The 15768-nt window shown below is 53.4% G+C and carries 12 protein-coding genes; 5 read left to right on the forward strand and 7 right to left on the reverse strand.

Going from position 1 to position 15768, the window contains the following annotated elements; translation table 11 throughout:
* Positions 1–59: 59 nt before the first annotated feature.
* The 4 genes from A3EQ_RS20385 to A3EQ_RS0100230 form a co-directional block, all read right to left on the reverse strand.
* Positions 60–2621, reverse strand: coding sequence for a glycoside hydrolase family 3 N-terminal domain-containing protein (locus tag A3EQ_RS20385; protein WP_154652782.1), 2562 nt, complete (start codon positions 2619–2621; stop codon positions 60–62).
* A gap of 345 nt (positions 2622–2966) precedes the next feature.
* Complete coding sequence (locus A3EQ_RS0100200) at positions 2967–3584, reverse strand: HAD family hydrolase (RefSeq protein ID WP_020153171.1); 618 nt, start codon at positions 3582–3584, stop codon at positions 2967–2969.
* A 1039-nt stretch (positions 3585–4623) separates the two neighbouring features.
* The gene (locus A3EQ_RS0100225) at positions 4624–4890 is read right to left on the reverse strand and encodes a DUF2187 family protein (RefSeq protein WP_020153176.1); all 267 of its coding nucleotides are present in this window, start codon (positions 4888–4890) and stop codon (positions 4624–4626) included.
* Between the two features lie 132 nt (positions 4891–5022).
* Positions 5023–5493 carry a DUF5680 domain-containing protein gene (locus tag A3EQ_RS0100230; protein ID WP_026499607.1) on the reverse strand — a complete coding sequence of 157 codons (471 nt, stop codon included), beginning with the start codon at positions 5491–5493 and terminating at the stop codon, positions 5023–5025.
* Between the two features lie 312 nt (positions 5494–5805).
* Between A3EQ_RS0100230 and A3EQ_RS0100235 the strand changes: the two genes are divergently transcribed.
* The 3 genes from A3EQ_RS0100235 to A3EQ_RS0100250 all read left to right on the forward strand — a co-directional run bounded on the left by A3EQ_RS0100235 (position 5806) and on the right by A3EQ_RS0100250 (position 9319).
* The gene (locus A3EQ_RS0100235; protein ID WP_020153178.1) at positions 5806–6429 is read left to right on the forward strand and encodes a LysE family translocator; all 624 of its coding nucleotides are present in this window, start codon (positions 5806–5808) and stop codon (positions 6427–6429) included.
* Positions 6430–6753: 324 nt separating this feature from the next.
* Positions 6754–8025, forward strand: coding sequence for an amidohydrolase family protein (locus A3EQ_RS0100245; RefSeq protein WP_020153180.1), 1272 nt, complete (start codon positions 6754–6756; stop codon positions 8023–8025).
* A gap of 121 nt (positions 8026–8146) precedes the next feature.
* A complete protein-coding gene (locus A3EQ_RS0100250; protein WP_026499608.1) occupies positions 8147–9319 on the forward strand; it encodes an alanyl-tRNA editing protein in 1173 nt (390 codons plus the stop codon).
* Positions 9320–9548: 229 nt separating this feature from the next.
* Here the strand turns inward: A3EQ_RS0100250 and A3EQ_RS0100260 are convergent, their stop codons facing one another.
* Complete coding sequence (locus A3EQ_RS0100260; RefSeq protein ID WP_026499609.1) at positions 9549–10100, reverse strand: DinB family protein; 552 nt, start codon at positions 10098–10100, stop codon at positions 9549–9551.
* Positions 10101–10233: 133 nt separating this feature from the next.
* On the opposite strand from A3EQ_RS0100260, the gene A3EQ_RS0100265 reads away from it, so the two are divergent.
* Positions 10234–11139, forward strand: a complete 906-nt coding sequence (locus A3EQ_RS0100265; RefSeq protein WP_020153184.1) for an EamA family transporter — start codon at positions 10234–10236, stop codon at positions 11137–11139.
* Positions 11140–11841: 702 nt separating this feature from the next.
* Here A3EQ_RS0100265 and A3EQ_RS0100280 read toward each other — a convergent pair.
* Both A3EQ_RS0100280 and A3EQ_RS0100285 read right to left on the reverse strand, forming a co-directional pair.
* Positions 11842–14244, reverse strand: a complete 2403-nt coding sequence (locus A3EQ_RS0100280; RefSeq protein ID WP_020153187.1) for a YhgE/Pip domain-containing protein — start codon at positions 14242–14244, stop codon at positions 11842–11844.
* A 73-nt stretch (positions 14245–14317) separates the two neighbouring features.
* Positions 14318–14890 carry a TetR/AcrR family transcriptional regulator gene (locus tag A3EQ_RS0100285; protein WP_020153188.1) on the reverse strand — a complete coding sequence of 191 codons (573 nt, stop codon included), beginning with the start codon at positions 14888–14890 and terminating at the stop codon, positions 14318–14320.
* A gap of 503 nt (positions 14891–15393) precedes the next feature.
* Between A3EQ_RS0100285 and A3EQ_RS0100295 the strand changes: the two genes are divergently transcribed.
* Positions 15394–15765 carry a GntR family transcriptional regulator gene (locus tag A3EQ_RS0100295; protein WP_020153190.1) on the forward strand — a complete coding sequence of 124 codons (372 nt, stop codon included), beginning with the start codon at positions 15394–15396 and terminating at the stop codon, positions 15763–15765.
* Positions 15766–15768 lie beyond the last annotated feature (3 nt).

The raw sequence follows: 15768 nt of genomic DNA on the forward strand, positions 1-15768 counted from the left end.
GCTTCATTTTGCCCGCAAATCATTTGCTCTATACCTTTCCGTTTCAAAAAGTCTTCGTATCAACCATCCTTTTTTCTCCGCAATGCCATTCCGCCCGCCGCAAGGATCAGCAGGATGCCGGCCGCCAACAGGCCGTAAAGGTTCGTGGCGGTCTTCGGCAGCTGCTCTCCGCCGCCGGGTGCTTCATCCCCATCCGTTTTCGGCGTTTTGCCTCCATCCGGCTGTCCGGACGGCGTTTTGCCGTTTCCGCCGCCTGCGGAAGATTCAACCAACCCGTCGAGCGCCGCTTGAAGCTTTGCGATCTCCCGGGATATTTCCGCATTCGTGGCGGCCGTCTCCAATGCCTTTTCGGCGGCGGCGATCGCTTTTTGCAAGGCATCAAAAGACGACCGGGTGTATTTTCCGTCCGCATTATTTATGGACTTGGCCTTCTCGATCAGCTGCTTCAGGGGCGTCAAATCCGCCAAGCCGTCAAGCGCCGCCTGCAATTTTTCCATTTCACGGGTTATTTCTTCCTTTGACGCCAGTTCCGGCAACGCCTTTTCGGCGGCGGCGATCGCCTTTTTCAATGCCTCCACGGAAGCTTTCGTATAGGTTCCATTCCGAACGGATTCGGATTTGGCCTTTTCGATCAGCCGCTTCAGAGGCGTCAAATCCGCCAAATCATCGATCGCTTTCTGCAATTTCGCGGTCTCTTCCTTCAATTTTTCCTCCGTGGTGATGAAGGGCAGCGCTTCTTCCGCCTTGCCGATGGCTGTCTGCAAAGCCTGGAAGGACGGAACGGTATATCTTCCGTCATCGTTTGCGATCGACTTTGCCTTGGCGATCAGTTGTTGAAGCCCCCGCACATCCACGTAACTGAGGAAGTGTCCGTATTCGAACAGGTTGGGAATGGTGACGGGCAGTTTCCCGATCGGATTCACTTCCCCGGCGAGCACGCGGGCAAGGGCGTCCAGCGAAACGTTCAAGTTCCCGTATGTCGCCAAGTAGGCGTCCACTTCCGGGAAGGCCAGTAAATCATACGGGTTGCGGACGGCCGCAACCGCTACCGGTTTCCCTTTGCCGTCGACGGATCCGCCGCTTTCTTTTAAAGCCGCCACCAATCGTTTCTGGGCTTCGTTCGTATCGGCGTTGTAGGTCGTCACGATAATGGCTCCCGCCGGCGCGGACAGTTCCAGGGCTTTGTCGATCTGCTCCGCCGTCGGGCTTGCAGCGGTGGCATAAGCCTCCGCATCATATCCCTTTTCCCGCAGCAAAGCGGCCAGATATTCGGGATTGCCGGAAGAAGGGCCGGTTACGAACACTTTCGTGGAAGGTTTTAACGGCAAAAGCCGGTTTTCATTTTTGACAAGGGTGATGCTTTGCTCCGCGGCCTTTTTTGCCGTATTCAGTTTTTTTTCCGAACCTGTCTCATGAATCGCCCCTTTTTCGACATAAGGGTTTTCAAACAAGCCTTTATCCTTTTTCACTTTCAATATCCGGTATACGGACTCGTTCAATCTTTCTTCCGCTATCCGCCCTTCTTTCACCGCCTTTAAAACCGCCTGATAGGCCAATTCCACATCCGGGGGGTTCAACAAAATATCGTTCCCCGCAAGGAAGGCTTGGACGGGGACTTCTTCGGGAGGAAGGACATTCGCCCCCGACATTCCCAAACTGTCGGTAATGATCAAACCTTCAAAGCCCATTTCTTCCCGGAGCAGTCCGGTCAAAATGGGATGGGACAATGTCGCGGGCAAGCCGGAACCGTCCAGGGCAGGAACGACGATATGGGCGGTCATGATGGCGTCCGTTCCCGCTTCAATGGCCGCCTGGAAAGGTTTTAAATCGACCTTTTTCAAGGTTTCCGGATCGTGATGGATGATCGGCAGGCCGTAATGGGAATCCACATCCGTATCGCCGTGTCCGGGAAAATGTTTGGCGGTGGTCAAAATTCCTTGATCTTGATATCCGCGGACCTGGGAAACGCCCAGTTTGGCGACAAGGTCCGGATCTTCCCCGAAGGAACGGACGCCGATGACCGGATTCAAATAATTGACGTTCACATCCAATACCGGAGCGAAATTCATATTGATACCGAGGCTCATCAGTTCCTTTCCGAGAACGGCCGCCGACTGATAGGCCAAATCGGACGATCTTGCCGCACCTAAAGCCATATTTCCCGGAAATACGGTGCCGGGTTCTTTCAGCCGCTGAACGATGCCGCCCTCCTGGTCGGTGGCGATAAATAAAGGAATCCCGTGTTTTTGGCCCATAGCGATTTTTTGCAAATCATTGGACAGGGCGTTCACCTGTTCCAAATCCGCAGGAGTCCCGATATTGTCCGTCCAGTTGAAATAGATGATCCCGCCCACATGATACTTCTCGATGATTTCCTTAAAATTCTTTCCACCCCGTTTCATTTCCAGATTTGTTTGTTCGTAGTTTGGATCCTCCGCCGATTTCCCGTAGACATGAACGATGAACAATTGTCCTACCTTTTCTTCCAGCGTCATTTGGTCCATCAAAGCCAAAATGTCCTGATCCTTGCCGCCGCTCGATTTCGCATCGTAACCTGCCAACGGGATCAGGAGAGCAAGGACCAAAAGGAAGAGAATCAAGGCCGCCGTTTTTTTGAGCAAAAGAACCGCCCCTTTTTCATTGAATTTTGGCAATCAACTGCCGATCGTTCCGCTTCCGCTCCTTTCTTTTTATGATGGGAGACCGAATGGCCGGTGATTCAAGGATGTTTTCCGCCTGATTTGTAAGCTCTTTCAATTTTATGGTGAAGGATGAGTGATGATGCGTCCAGGGCCGAAAGCCTCACTTGTTATTACAAAATCTTTTCAATATTTTGACAAAAAATTCCCCAAAAAAGCATGGCGTCCTGTCCCGCCATGCCCCGCCAAGCCGGCCGCCTGGGATCCGGCTTTTTTTCGGCGAATTCCCCCGTTCCGAAACATGAAAAGGGATTCTCCGGAAAAGCTTTACTTGCAAAGGTTCAAAATTTCTTCCGGTTCGGAAAAAATATGGTCCGCATCCAATCCTTCCGCCGATTTCGCCCCCCACAGGGCCAGGCCGAACTTCACTCCCGCCCCTTTGGCGCATTCCAGATCGTAACGGGTATCCCCGATGTAGATCGCTTCTTCCCGCCCGGCCCCCAATTTCTTCAGGCAGGCCAAAAGCGGTTCCGGGTCGGGCTTGTGCCTTTTCGTGTCGTCCGCCGTCACGACCGACCGGAAATATTTCCCCAATCCGAAGGGTTCGAACCCGTCGGCGAACTCCTGGCGGGTCTTCGACGTCACGATCCCGAGCGGCATATTTTTTTCATGCAACGACCGGAGCACCTTTTCCATTCCCGGAAAAACGGACACGGAGCCGGCATATTCCCCGATTCCGGCCACCCATCTTTCATACACCCGGTCCATGTTTGCCACATTCAACAGGCGCAATCCTTCGATTCCCGGAATCCCCAATATTTTCCGCAATTCCTCGACCGTATGCTCCCGGCCTTCCTCCCGCAAGGCCTTTTGCAAAGATTTCAAGATCGCTTCCTCGGTGTCGATAATGGTCCCGTCCACATCAAAAATGAAACAACGATACATCGCTTATCTCCTTTTCCCGTTTGATCATTCGCGGCTTTCCCATTCGAATCGATGCCGTCCCCGCTTAAACCCTTTCGCCCGCAGGCGCCGCCGGTCTTTCCCGAACGGGCCGGCATCTTTCTTCCGCCGCCTTCCGGCACAAAATCCCCCATTCATTCCGCCGTTTCTTTCCGGCTCCGGTCCCATTCCGCGCATTCTGGGCGCGGGACGGCCTCCCTATCGCAAGGACGCGGAAAGGGCGCCTTTTTCCGTTTCCGAAAAAAGACGATCCGCGCCCTTCCCGGATGTTCCTTTTTTTGCTTCACCCGCCCTTTTTCGGGATCGCTTCATCGCCGAGCGGCAAAGGGGAAATGATCTTCCGGTCTCGCAGGCGGCCGGACAACCGCGCGGGGAAGGCCGGCAAAACCAATTCTATTTTAATCGGAAAATCACGGATCATGAAACGAAAATTTTTCAACAAATCCCGCATCGGGAAAAGGGAGCCATCCCATCGGGGCCGCCCTGCACGGAACCCTCCCTTACCGGGCGGGATGAATCCCTTGGGCGCCCGCGACTTGCCGGCCGCCAGAAAAATCGGTATGAAAAGGGCAAGGATTGGGGCACCATCCCGAGTTTCCCGGTTCGTCGGCTGCCAGGAAAATCGGTGAAGAAAATCGCAACGATTGCGATGTCCATCCGGCGGACCGGGCCGCCGGGCAGATCCCGGCCGGCGCCTCCCCGGACCCGCGGCGCGCACCGATTAGGGAAAGCCGTTCTTCGCCGCAGCTCTTCAGGCAAAGACCTTGCCGGCGATCCGCCTGTTCCCGGACAGCGGCCCGGCCGCGGGAAAACCTCCGGGGATTCAAAAGGCCTTCCCGGCGCCGGCTGCAGCCGCATCTTCCGCAGCCCCCATGATTTAAAAACATTTCCGCCCTTCCGCCCGGACGGATTTTGCCGGCAAGCAACAGAAAAAGGAGCCTTGCGGCTCCTTATGAAAAATTTTAACAAACGGAAAAACGAAAGGAATGAATGGCTGGTATGGGCGATAAAATGAAACTTTTCATTTCACCAGCTTGTAATTTTTGTGGTTGACCACCGTTTTTAACGGTTCGCCCGTTTTCGGATTTTTTCCGAATTCCACAATCACCGAATTCTCCCTGACGATCAGGACTTTTCCTTTTTTCCCTTTGTGGATCCCCCGTTTGATTTGGATCGTGTCTCCCACGTTGGCCTTCACGATTTTCGTTTTTTTCCGTTGGCTTTCGCTGCCTTCAGTCATTTCCTCTTCATTGATTGCGTCCTTATTCATTCCGTCTTTTTCCGTCATAGCCGATTGCTCCTTTTTTTGTGTTTCCGTCATGAAGTTTCATGCAAGAAGCGTCCGATTATTATTCTATCCATATTCCCCGTTCCAATCCAATACTTTACCTGAAAAAGACGGAAGAATAAAGGCGGTTTTTCACCGGATAAACCCTCCGGAATAACGCAGCCGGTAAACGGTTTTCCCGGAAAGGGCGATCGTCTCTTCGCCCGCAAACCATTCCAATCCGCCGCTAAAGTCGTTCCTGTAAATCCATTCCCCTTCGGCAAACCGGACCGGTCCCCGGTAAGGCTGTTCATGCCCGGCATTCCGCAGCGCCTTTCTCAAGAAGGCGTACACTGCCTTTGCCAAACGATGCTCCAGCCCTTTTTCCACCCCTCCGGCATAACACATGGACCAGACGGGCTTATCCTTGATATATACCACTTCCTGGCCCGCGAAAAACCCCATTCCGAAATAGATGTCCCGGTAAAAATAATCCCCTTCCCGGTATTCCAATTGGCGCGAACCTGCCAAAAGGGGGGGCGTGGAAGCATCGTCCCCTTGGGCCGCATAGGTCGCTTTCTTCGCCCGAATCAAAAAATCGACGAAACGCTTTTCTCCGGCCATTGAATCCGCTCTTCCTTTCCTGATCGAATGGGGCCCGGATGCCGCAGGAAAACCGGTTCGGCAATTCCAAACCCGTTCCCTGAATAGGATAGGAAATTCCGCCCGGCTTTGTCCATCCCGCCGCGGGCCGTCGCCCGGCAAGCCGGATAAATCAGCGCCCGCTTCCGCTTGCCGCGGCCGGTTTTCCAAAAAACCGAGCCGCACCGGCGATCTTTGCGGCGGGCAAAATTTCCCTCAAGCAGGAATTCGGCCGCCCTTTCTCGAATTCATTGGAAAACGGCCACGGTTATTTTTTCAGGAAAGGGGACGGCTATGGAAATCACGCAAATACTTTCCTTTTTGGGGGCGGCCATTTTGCTTACGCTCGCGCCCGGGCCGGATATCCTGTTCGTCATCGCCCAGAGCCTGTCCCGGGGAAAGGCGGCAGGAATCGTGACGGCCGCGGGCCTTTGCACCGGGCTTGTCGTCCATATCAGCGCCGCGGTTCTCGGGATATCCGCCGCCATCTATCGGTCGGCCCTCCTCTTTTCCGCCGTCAAGTACATGGGGGCGGCCTATCTGCTTTATTTGGCTTGGCGGTCCTTCAAGGAAAAAGGGGAAGGTTTGATCTTGCAAAGATCCGAATACAAGGCGTTGAAGTCCTTGTATAAAAAGGGAATTTTCATGAATCTGTTGAACCCGAAAGTGTCCTTGTTTTTCCTGGCCCTTCTTCCCCAGTTTGTCAATGCGTCCGCCGGGAATGTCCCGCTGCAGATGTTCCTTTTAGGGGCCGTTTTCCTTGTCCAGGCATTGGCGATCTTCGTCCTCGTCAGCATCTTTGCCGAAAAAATCGGCCGCCTTCTTCAGCATTCCCCGATCGGAAAGCGGATGAACATCCTTAAAGGGGCGATTTTTGCCCTGATCGGGGTGCAGATCGCCTTCAGCAAAAACCATTGATTTCGCTTTGCCCCGCCGGCCTTTCGCAATCGGGATATTTCCTCCCCCAGTTTTTGGGAAAAGGCGGCGGGACGGCCCGGACAAGGAAAGAGATTGTCCCCTGTCCGCCGGGCAGGAACGTTGGAAAAAACGCATCAGCTCACCCGAGTTGTCATAGGGTGTAAAATCCTGCTCGCGGTCCGTGGAACACGGCCTTCCGGAAATGGAGCCGCTTTGCGACCGCTTCTTTTACAAAAATTCCTGGACTTCATTCATCAGCTTTTCAACCCGCCGCTTCGGTCAAAACATGCGCGTTATCAAAATCTGCAAAAGGATGGGAAAGGCATGCTTTTAAAAAACGCCACGTTCTTAAACAGCGAGATGAAATGGGAAAGGGGGGATCTTTGGATTCAAAACGGAAAGATCCGCCTTTTGCCCGCGGGCAACGATGCGGAGGACGCAGTGAATTGCGAGGATTATTTGATCATTCCCGGCCTGGTCAATGCCCATTTCCACGGCTACTCCCCGCTGGCGAGGGGATTGGTGAAGGACACGGAGCTTCAAGATTGGTTCGACGACACGGTGCCGGGAAAAATCCGGAAAATATTGATCGACTATATTGACAACGTCCTTTCCGAGGAAGATTTTCTCGCCCTCTGCCAAAAAAGCTATGTGGATATGGTGAAAGGCGGGGTCACCTTCGTCAGCGAATCGGATCCGGGGCCGTCGCCTTTCTTGCACGGCAAAGCCATCAATGAAATCGGCATCCGCGGAATCATCGACGTATACGAAAAAATCGGCGAATATGCGGGGCGGCGGGACGGGAGGGTCATTTATGGCAGCCACCTTTTGGAAGAGGAAGATATCAGCGAGGAAGAGCTGGAAAAATGCCGGGAGCGGAAAGCCGAATACGATCCGGTGATGATGGCCCACTGCCTGGAGAACAAATGGCGGCATGATCTCGTGCACGCCAAATACGACCGGTCAAGCGTAAAGTTGTACGACGAAAGAGGTTTGCTGGATGACAAAACCGTCCTTTTCCACGCCGTTTACCTATCCGATGCGGACTTGGATCTGTTGGCCGAAAACGGCTGTTCCGTCGTCCACTGCCCCCTTTCGAATTTGGGATCGGGGGCGGGACTGGCGAAGGTGAAAGAAATGCTGGACAAGGGCATCAATGTCTGCTTGGGCACGGATTACGCCCATACGGACCTATGGGAAGTGATGCGATTCACCTATTATTTATTAAAAATCCGCGCCGAAGTCAGCCGTTTTACCGCGGAGGACGTCTTTCAAATGGCGGCGGCCAACGGGGCAAAGGCCTACCAGATGGACAAGGAAATCGGACAAATCGGGGAAGGCCGTTGCGCCGACCTGGTTTTCATCAAAAAAGATCTCTCCTTCTTTCCCCTCCTGGAAAAAGGGGACTTCTCCACCATTCTTCACAATTTGTTGCTGTACGGGAAAGAAGACTGCATCCGGCACGTCATGGTCGACGGAAAATGGGTCATGAAAGACCGGAAGATGGTGACGGTGGATGAAGAAGCGTTAAACGAGAAATTCGCCGAAGTCACAGAGGGCTTTTTCCGTTATTTAAACAAAGAGTGGGGGCGGTGATCCGTGACGGCAGGGGACATCCTTTATTAAAATTTCCTGAACATGGCGCACGCGAGCCGATTCCCCCTTCCCATTTCAGGTACAATGGATGGTAGATGACAAAAGAATGGGGGCGAAAGGGATGACGGAAAAACTCTTTTATACCGATCCGAAGGTATTCGAATGGGATGCCGAGGTGACGGGTGCGGCATTCCATGACGGGCTTTGGCATGTGACCTTGGACAAAACCGCCTTTTACCCGGAAGGCGGCGGCCAGCCCTGCGATTTGGGGACCATCGCCGGCAAGGAAGTCATTCACGTGATGAAAAAGGGGGAGGAAGTCGTCCACATCGTAAAAGAAAAGCCGGAAGGGACACGGGTTCATTGCCAAATCGACAAGATCCGGCGGCTGGTGCATACCCAGCACCATTCCGGGCAGCATTTGTTGGCCGCCGTTTGCCTGAAAATGTACGGGGCAAAAACGTTATCCATCCATCTCAGCATGAATTCGGCGGCCATCGAACTGGATGTCCCCGCCTTATCCGATGAACAGCTGGAAAATATTGAAAAAGAAGTCAACCGGCTTATCCTTGAAGGCAGAAGGATCCGCATCTTTTACATAAACCGGGCGGAAGCCGGCCGCTACGATCTCGACGAAATCCCGGAGGGAATCGAACGGCTCCGGATCGTGGAAATCGAAGGGGTGGAATACAATGCCTGCGGCGGGACCCATGTCGGATCCACGAGCGAAATCGGGCCGCTGAAAATATTGAAAACCGAACGGGTGCGAGGCCATGTCCGGCTCCATTTTATTTGCGGCATCCGGCTGTTCGAAGATTACAAGGAAAAACTGTCCTTGCTCGCGGATATTTTGGAAAAACTCTCCACCGCCCAGGACACCGTCCTGCAAAAAATTGAAAAAATAAAAAAGGAGCTGAAGGAAAAGGAGCAAAAATATAACGCCCTTTTCGATGAATACGCGGAACTTTTAACCGACCGGTTCATCGCTGAGCAAAAGGGCCCAACGGCGGGAAAAATCTTTCCCGATAAAACGGTGAAGGAATTGTCGATCATCAGCCATAAACTCTTACAGAAGGGGATGAAAGCGGCCGTATTGGGGACAATCCTGGAAAACAAAATCATCCTTTCCCAAAACGGGGATCTGGCCATCGATTGCGGAAAGATCATCAAACAACATGCCCCCGCCTTCTCCGGAAAAGGCGGAGGAACCCCCGTAAAGGCCCAGGCCCAATTTCCGGATTCGGAAAAATTGAACGAATTTTTCCGCTTCGTGACCGGGCATTTGGGAAACTGATTTTCCGTTTCGTGGTCGGTCATTTGGTAAGCTGACGATCGGTTCGAAACCTGCGGCTAAACCGTCTTGAAAGCGGAGGACGCCCGGAAGGTTTTCGTCCCGCCGGTCTCCTCCTTCTTTCCAATCAGGGAAACATGCTGCACAACCCCGCCATGAGGTGGTCCGCCTGCCTTCCCCTTGTTTCCAAACGGCGGATCTTTTCTTGATGCCGGCAGGCGGATCGGCCTTTTCAACGGAGAAGGTCCCCCTTCGCCGGGAAATCCTTCGCCTTCAAATATCGCTCCCGGATGATGTTTTGATGGTGCAAAGCGTGGCCGGCAATGATATAAGCCAGCGCCCGCACGGTTATCGGAAAACCGTTGGCCGTTCCCGATTTCAGCCAGTCATCCGGCCGCAGGGATTTGAACAGATGGATGGTTCCCCGGCGCACCGCGGAAAAATGGCCGAGCAACCCGCGGACGGAAAGCCGGTCAAAATCCGCGTTTTTCACATATTCTTCCTCATTGAACCCCGGCAGGGGCGTTTGTTCTCCCCGGGCAATGCACATGGCGCGGTAACTCAATACCCGTTCCGTGTCCGTCACGTGGCCGATCACTTCCTTCACGCTCCACTTTCCCGGGGCATAACGGAAAAGCAACTGTTCCTCCGTAAGGTTTTGCACCAGCTCCTCCAGTTCCTTTTCTTGGCTTTCGAAGATGTCAAGGATCCTGCCTTCGGGAACCAATTCCACATATTCGCGGTAATAGGAAGGATATTCCGCCGGTTCCGGCCTCTTCAGCATCCCGATCCCTCGCTTTCTTGAAATTTTTGTGTCCGGGCCGGGGAAAGACACCGCCGGGTCTTTTCCCAAAACCGTTTTATCGTTTATAATTGTATCGTTTTTATTATCCATTTTAACAGAAGGAGAATGCAAGATGTGGTTCCTTTTTGCCTTATTGACCACCTTGTCCTGGGGCGCGGCCGACTTGTTTTACAAAAAAGGATCCGACAGCAATGACCCGTACAGCCACTTGAAAATCGTCATCATGGTCGGCCTGGTGATGGGAATCCATGCCACGGCATATATGCTCATCAAAGGGCTCAGCTTCGATCCTTTCGATCTAGTCAAATATTTGCCGGTTTCAGCCCTGTACATCCTGTCGATGACCATCGGGTACATCGGTTTGCGCTATATTGAACTTTCCATCGCGTCCCCCGTGCAAAACTCTTCGGGGGCGCTGACGGCCATTTTGCTGTTCATCTTCTTCCCCCAAGATTTGAGCGCCCTGGACATCGCCGGCGTCATCGTCGTGACGACGGGCGTCATCGGGCTGGCCATCCTGGAAAAGAAGCAACAAACGGAAGCGCTCAAGATGGCGAATGTCCAAATCGAAAAGAAATATCAAATCGGCGTTTTGGCGATCACCTTCCCGATTTTATACGCCATCTTCGACGGCCTGGGAACCTTTGCCGACGGAATCTATTTGGATGAAATGAAATTGATCAGCGAAGATGCCGCCCTCATCGCCTATGAATATACGTTCCTTATTTGCGCCGCCGCCGCTTATCTCTACCTTCGCCATAAGAAAGAGGATTTTCACCTGTTCAAAGAACGGGATAAAGGGCTGGCCGCCGTTTTAGAAACGACGGGACAATTTTTTTACGTGTTCGCCATGTCCGGAAAGGCGATTATCGCGGCGCCCATGATCGCTTCCTACAGCATCGTTTCCGTCATCCTGTCCCGGCTGTTCCTGAAGGAAATCTTGAGCAGGAACCATTATCTCGTCATTGCCTGGGTGCTGTTCGGGATCCTGATCCTCGGCATTTCCGACGCCTTGTAAAAACCGGCCGCGGATCCGGGAACGGTTCGATTCCGAAAAAAACGTTCCGCCGATCGGGCGGGACGTTTTCGTTTTTGTTGGAGTTTTCCGGCGGCACTTCCCTTATTCCACGGAAACGGATGCAGGCCAAGGCAATGAGCCCGCAACCCGGACGGTTTGTGGCCGGATGCGGCGGGATTTTCTTTTGGCCGAAGGAAAAAAAGAGGCCGCCCCCGGCGGTCCCGGGGATCTTTTCCGTATAGGCGGACGGAAGGCAAGCCGCCGGCGGGGCCCGACATCGATTGCAAGCGAACAAAACCTGAAGCCCGGCGGCCGCCTTTCCGCAAAAGGGGCCGTTTAGGACAATACCGGACCCGGCCGCCGGACGCCACCAAACGGGCCCGTGCCAAGCGATCCGCCGCTTTCCCCGCAAGCTTTTCCAAGCCTTTTCAAACTCCCCCTTTCGCCTCACGGCGGATACCTTTGCCTTCAGCAAAACTCCACCCCGGTATTTCCATCCCCCGAGATCCGGATAAGGCCAATCGCCCAAGCATAATGCCCAAATTTTAATACATTTCTATCCTACGAAATCCGGATAAAGCTTTGCGTCTTTCGGATGCAGGTGCCGATCGAGGAAGCAGAATCCGCCGCAAGGTTGTGTCTTTCGGATGCCGTCCCCCGGCACCGCACCCGCGCCGGGCCGACGAAAAAGCCCCCCGGGCTTCAAGCCCGGGGAGCTTCCATGGCATCGCTGCGCATATGGGCGTATTTCCGTTTATGCTCCCGATGGAAAAACAGGATCGTTCCTCCGGCAAATGCCGCCGTGAACAGTCCCAAAATCCCGGCGTTCTGCCACATGAAGGAGAAGTCCCCGCTCGAGATGGCCGCCTTGAATCCGAAGACCGAATAGGTCATCGGCAGCCACGGGTTCAGCCGCTGCAAGGCCTCCGGAATCAATTCCAGGGGGAATGTCCCCGCGCTCGATGTCAGCTGGCAGATCAACAGAAGCACGGCAAGAAAACGGCCCACGTTCGCCAGCGGCGTGACGAGAAATTGGACAAGGGATACGAAGGTAATGCTGGTTATAACCGTGAATAAGATGAAATTCGGGACGCTTTGCACCTGCAAATCGAGTCCCCAAAGCATGACCGCATCCAACAGCAGGGATTGCAGCACCGCAATGGCGGCCAGGACGGAAAATTTTTCAATGAACCAGCTGAATCCGGATTTCGGTTCCCCCGCCGGCTCGCGCAAGGAAAACACGATCGACAAAATCAAGGCGCCCACGTACAGGCCGAGGGACAAGAAGTAAGGGGCAAAACCGGTCCCGTAGTTCGGAACGTGATGAAGGACGTCATCATCTTTCTTCACCGGATCGGCAAACATTTCATAGGTGTCTTTCCCCGTTTTTGCCTCCTTTGCCTTTTCGGCCCCCGCTTTCAGTTTGCCGGCCAATTCCCCGGAACCGTCCGCCAATTTTTCCATGCCTCCGGTCAGCTGCCCGGAGCCGTCGGCGAGTTGGTCCATGGCGCCGGATAATTCGTCGGTGCCCGATGCGAGGCGGTCAATTCCGCCGGAAAGTTCGCCGGCACCGGCGGCCAGTTTTCCTGTGCCGTCCGCGAATTGCCGGGATCCGCCATAAAGCTGCCCCACACCGTCGGACAGCTGATCGCTTCCCGCAAGAAGCCGGTCAACGCCGGCTTTCCCTTCCTGCAATTTTTCGCCGAAGGCGGCCAGCCCGTTTACGATCTTCGCCTGTCCGGACGCAAGGGATTCCGCACCGGCGGCCAATTTTTCCTGGCCGTCAACCAACTTGTTCATCCCTTCGCTTAACGCCATTTGATTTTTATGAATAGCGGCCGCTCCCTGGGAAAGCTGTCCGGCTCCGGCCCGGATTTCCCCGGCGCTTGCCGTCAACTGGGCCATGGCTTCCTTGATGCCCGGCTGTTCCGCATTCCCGTTGTAAAAAAGCTCCAATTGCCCTTTGATGGCCTCAAGCGTCGCCTTTTCTTTCGGATCGTCCGTTTGACTGATCAATGCCTCCAACTGACCGAGGATTTGCCCAAAGCCTTGGTCAACCTGCCCGGAAACCTGCCCGGCGCCCGCCGCCCACTGTCCGAGGGAATCGGAGAGGCTTTCGGCCCCTTTCTGCAATTCCTCCGTTCCCTTCACAAGCTGGGGCATGCCTTCCTGCATTTGTTTCATGCCCGCCAACGATTGACGGAGATTTTCGGCCAATTGGCCGGCCCCGTTTTCCGCCTGCTTCGCCCCGGCGAGAAGTTGGGCATTCCCTTCCTGCATCTTTGCAAATCCGTCATCCAGCTTCCGGATGCCCGCATTTAACACATTCGCCCCGCCGGATGCCGATTGCAGGCCGTTCTCGAAGGCCAGCGATTTTTCCGCCAAAAGTTTTAAATTGTCCTTCAAGGCGCGGGCCCCTTCCTTGGCCGACCGGGCCCCTTCCTTCAACTGCCCGCTCCCTTCCTTGGCGGCGTTCAGCCCTTCTCCGAGAGCGGCGGCCCCTTCTTTGGCCTCCGCGATCCCATCCTTCAGCTCTTTCGCTCCCGCGCTGGCCTGTTCCAGTCCTTCCGCCGTTTCGGAAATTTTTTCAAAGACGGTTTCCGCATAAGTCTCCGTTACCGCGGAGGAGATTTCTTCTTTGAGCTGCTCCACGGCCCGGTCCCCGATCTGGGCGGACAAAAAGTTGTAGGATTCGTTCGGCTTGTAGATGATCTTCATATGCTTCGGCTTTTCATCCAAAACCGATGCGGCATTTTCCGAGAAATCTTCCGGAATGAACACGGCCATGTAATACTTTTGCTTTTTCAGCCCTTTTTCCGCGTCCTCTTCGGAAACGAAATGCCAATCGAAGGCCTTTTTTTCCTTTAAATTTTTAACCAATTCGTCGCCGATCTTCAGCCGCTCGCCTTCAAAAACCGCTCCTTTGTCGTTGTTGACGACGGCGACCGGCAATTCATCCAGATGGGCGTATGGGTCCCAAAAGGCCCACAAAAACATGCCGCAGTAAATGACCGGAATGAACAGGACCGCGATCAAGGAAATGAGCACGATCCGATTGTGCAAGATCATCTGTATTTCTTTTTTAAGCAGCTCGCGACCTCTCATCGTCAGCCTCCCGAAAAAACAATTGACCGATTTGTTCATTTAGTCATATTCGGAAAAAAAGAGAAGGACTATCTTATTTCGACAATCCTTTCAAAAAATAGAGTTCAAACAGTTCCGCGATCTTTTCTTTGGACAGGGGCGGATGATCCTGTTCCCAATCGACAATTAAAGCGATATAGACTTTCAGCATCAGGAATGCGGTGATTTCCGCGTCGCACTCCCGTATTTCCTGCTTTTTTACGGCCGCTTCAATCTTTTCGCGGATGAAACCGATCATCGCCCAGTCCAGTTTTTTCAATACTTGCTGGACTTCCAACGTGCCGATGTTGCGGACCTCCTGAAGGAGCTTGGCGGTCAGCTGATGCCGCTGGCGGAATTCTAATATCTGGTAAAGGGCGCGGTGGACGTTGGTTGCAAAGGGAAGCCCCGGATCCATCACCCGTTCGGCAGCTTCTTTTATTTCCCCGATCAGCGAGGAGATGATGGCATCCAGCAAATCTTCCTTGTTCTTGAAAAACAGGTAGATGGTGCCCTTGCCGACATTGGCGAGCCTGGCGATTTGGTCCATCGTCGTCGCCTTGTAGCCGAACAAGGAAAAGGATCGGGCAGCGGCATCAATAATTTGTTGTCTTCGATCCACTGTCATTGAGCTCATCCTTTGTATGACTAAATGAACATTTTGGTCATTACGTATTAGATTATAGCACAATTCTTCCCGATGTGAAGGAATTTGCAAATATTTTTGCGAGAAATGCGGATGGCATGTCCCCTTCTGAAAAGCGGAAAAGGATCCCGCCCCGAAATCCCTCGATCCCTTCCCCGCCCGTTTCAAAGGGGATGAAAGCCGGTCCGGTTGAAATTTTTCCTCCGGGGCAATAAGGCTGCACATGGCTTTTGGTAAGGATCTGTTAAATGTTATCGTTGATTTCTTCTGCAAATGAATGCAATCGTATCCGCCATATGTCTTCGGGAATACGAGCCGGCCGGGGCCCGGGCCCGCGTTAAAGCGCGGCGGGTTGATACCGCTTCCTTTCTGCGGACTGCACTGGAGATGAACAGCGCCTTCGGAAAAAAATGTCCTGTTGACAAAAACGGGTTAACTGTTTATATTGTATATGTACAGTTATAACAGATGCGGGTTGTGAAATCATGAATATCATCTTATCCAATTCCGCCAATGAGCCGATCTACTTGCAGATCGTCAAGCAAATCAAGGAACAGATCATCAAGGGAGAATTGCCCGAAGGGGAGCCGCTGCCTTCCATCCGCAATTTGGCCAAGGAATTAAAAATCAGCGTCATCACCGCAAAAAGGGCCTATGACGAACTGGAGAAGGAAGGGTTCATCATCACCATCGGGGGCAAGGGATCCTTTGTGGCGCCGATCAATAAGGAAATGCTCCGGGAAAACCGGATCAAAAGGATCGAGGAAAAACTTTCCGAAGCGATCGCGGATGCGAAAATCATCGGCCTCTCCCTGGAGGAACTCTATGAAATGATGAAATTGCTCGACGAGGAGTGAAAC

The sequence above is a fragment of the Caldibacillus debilis DSM 16016 genome (genome assembly GCF_000383875.1).
GTDB classification, from domain to species: domain Bacteria; phylum Bacillota; class Bacilli; order Bacillales; family Caldibacillaceae; genus Caldibacillus; species Caldibacillus debilis.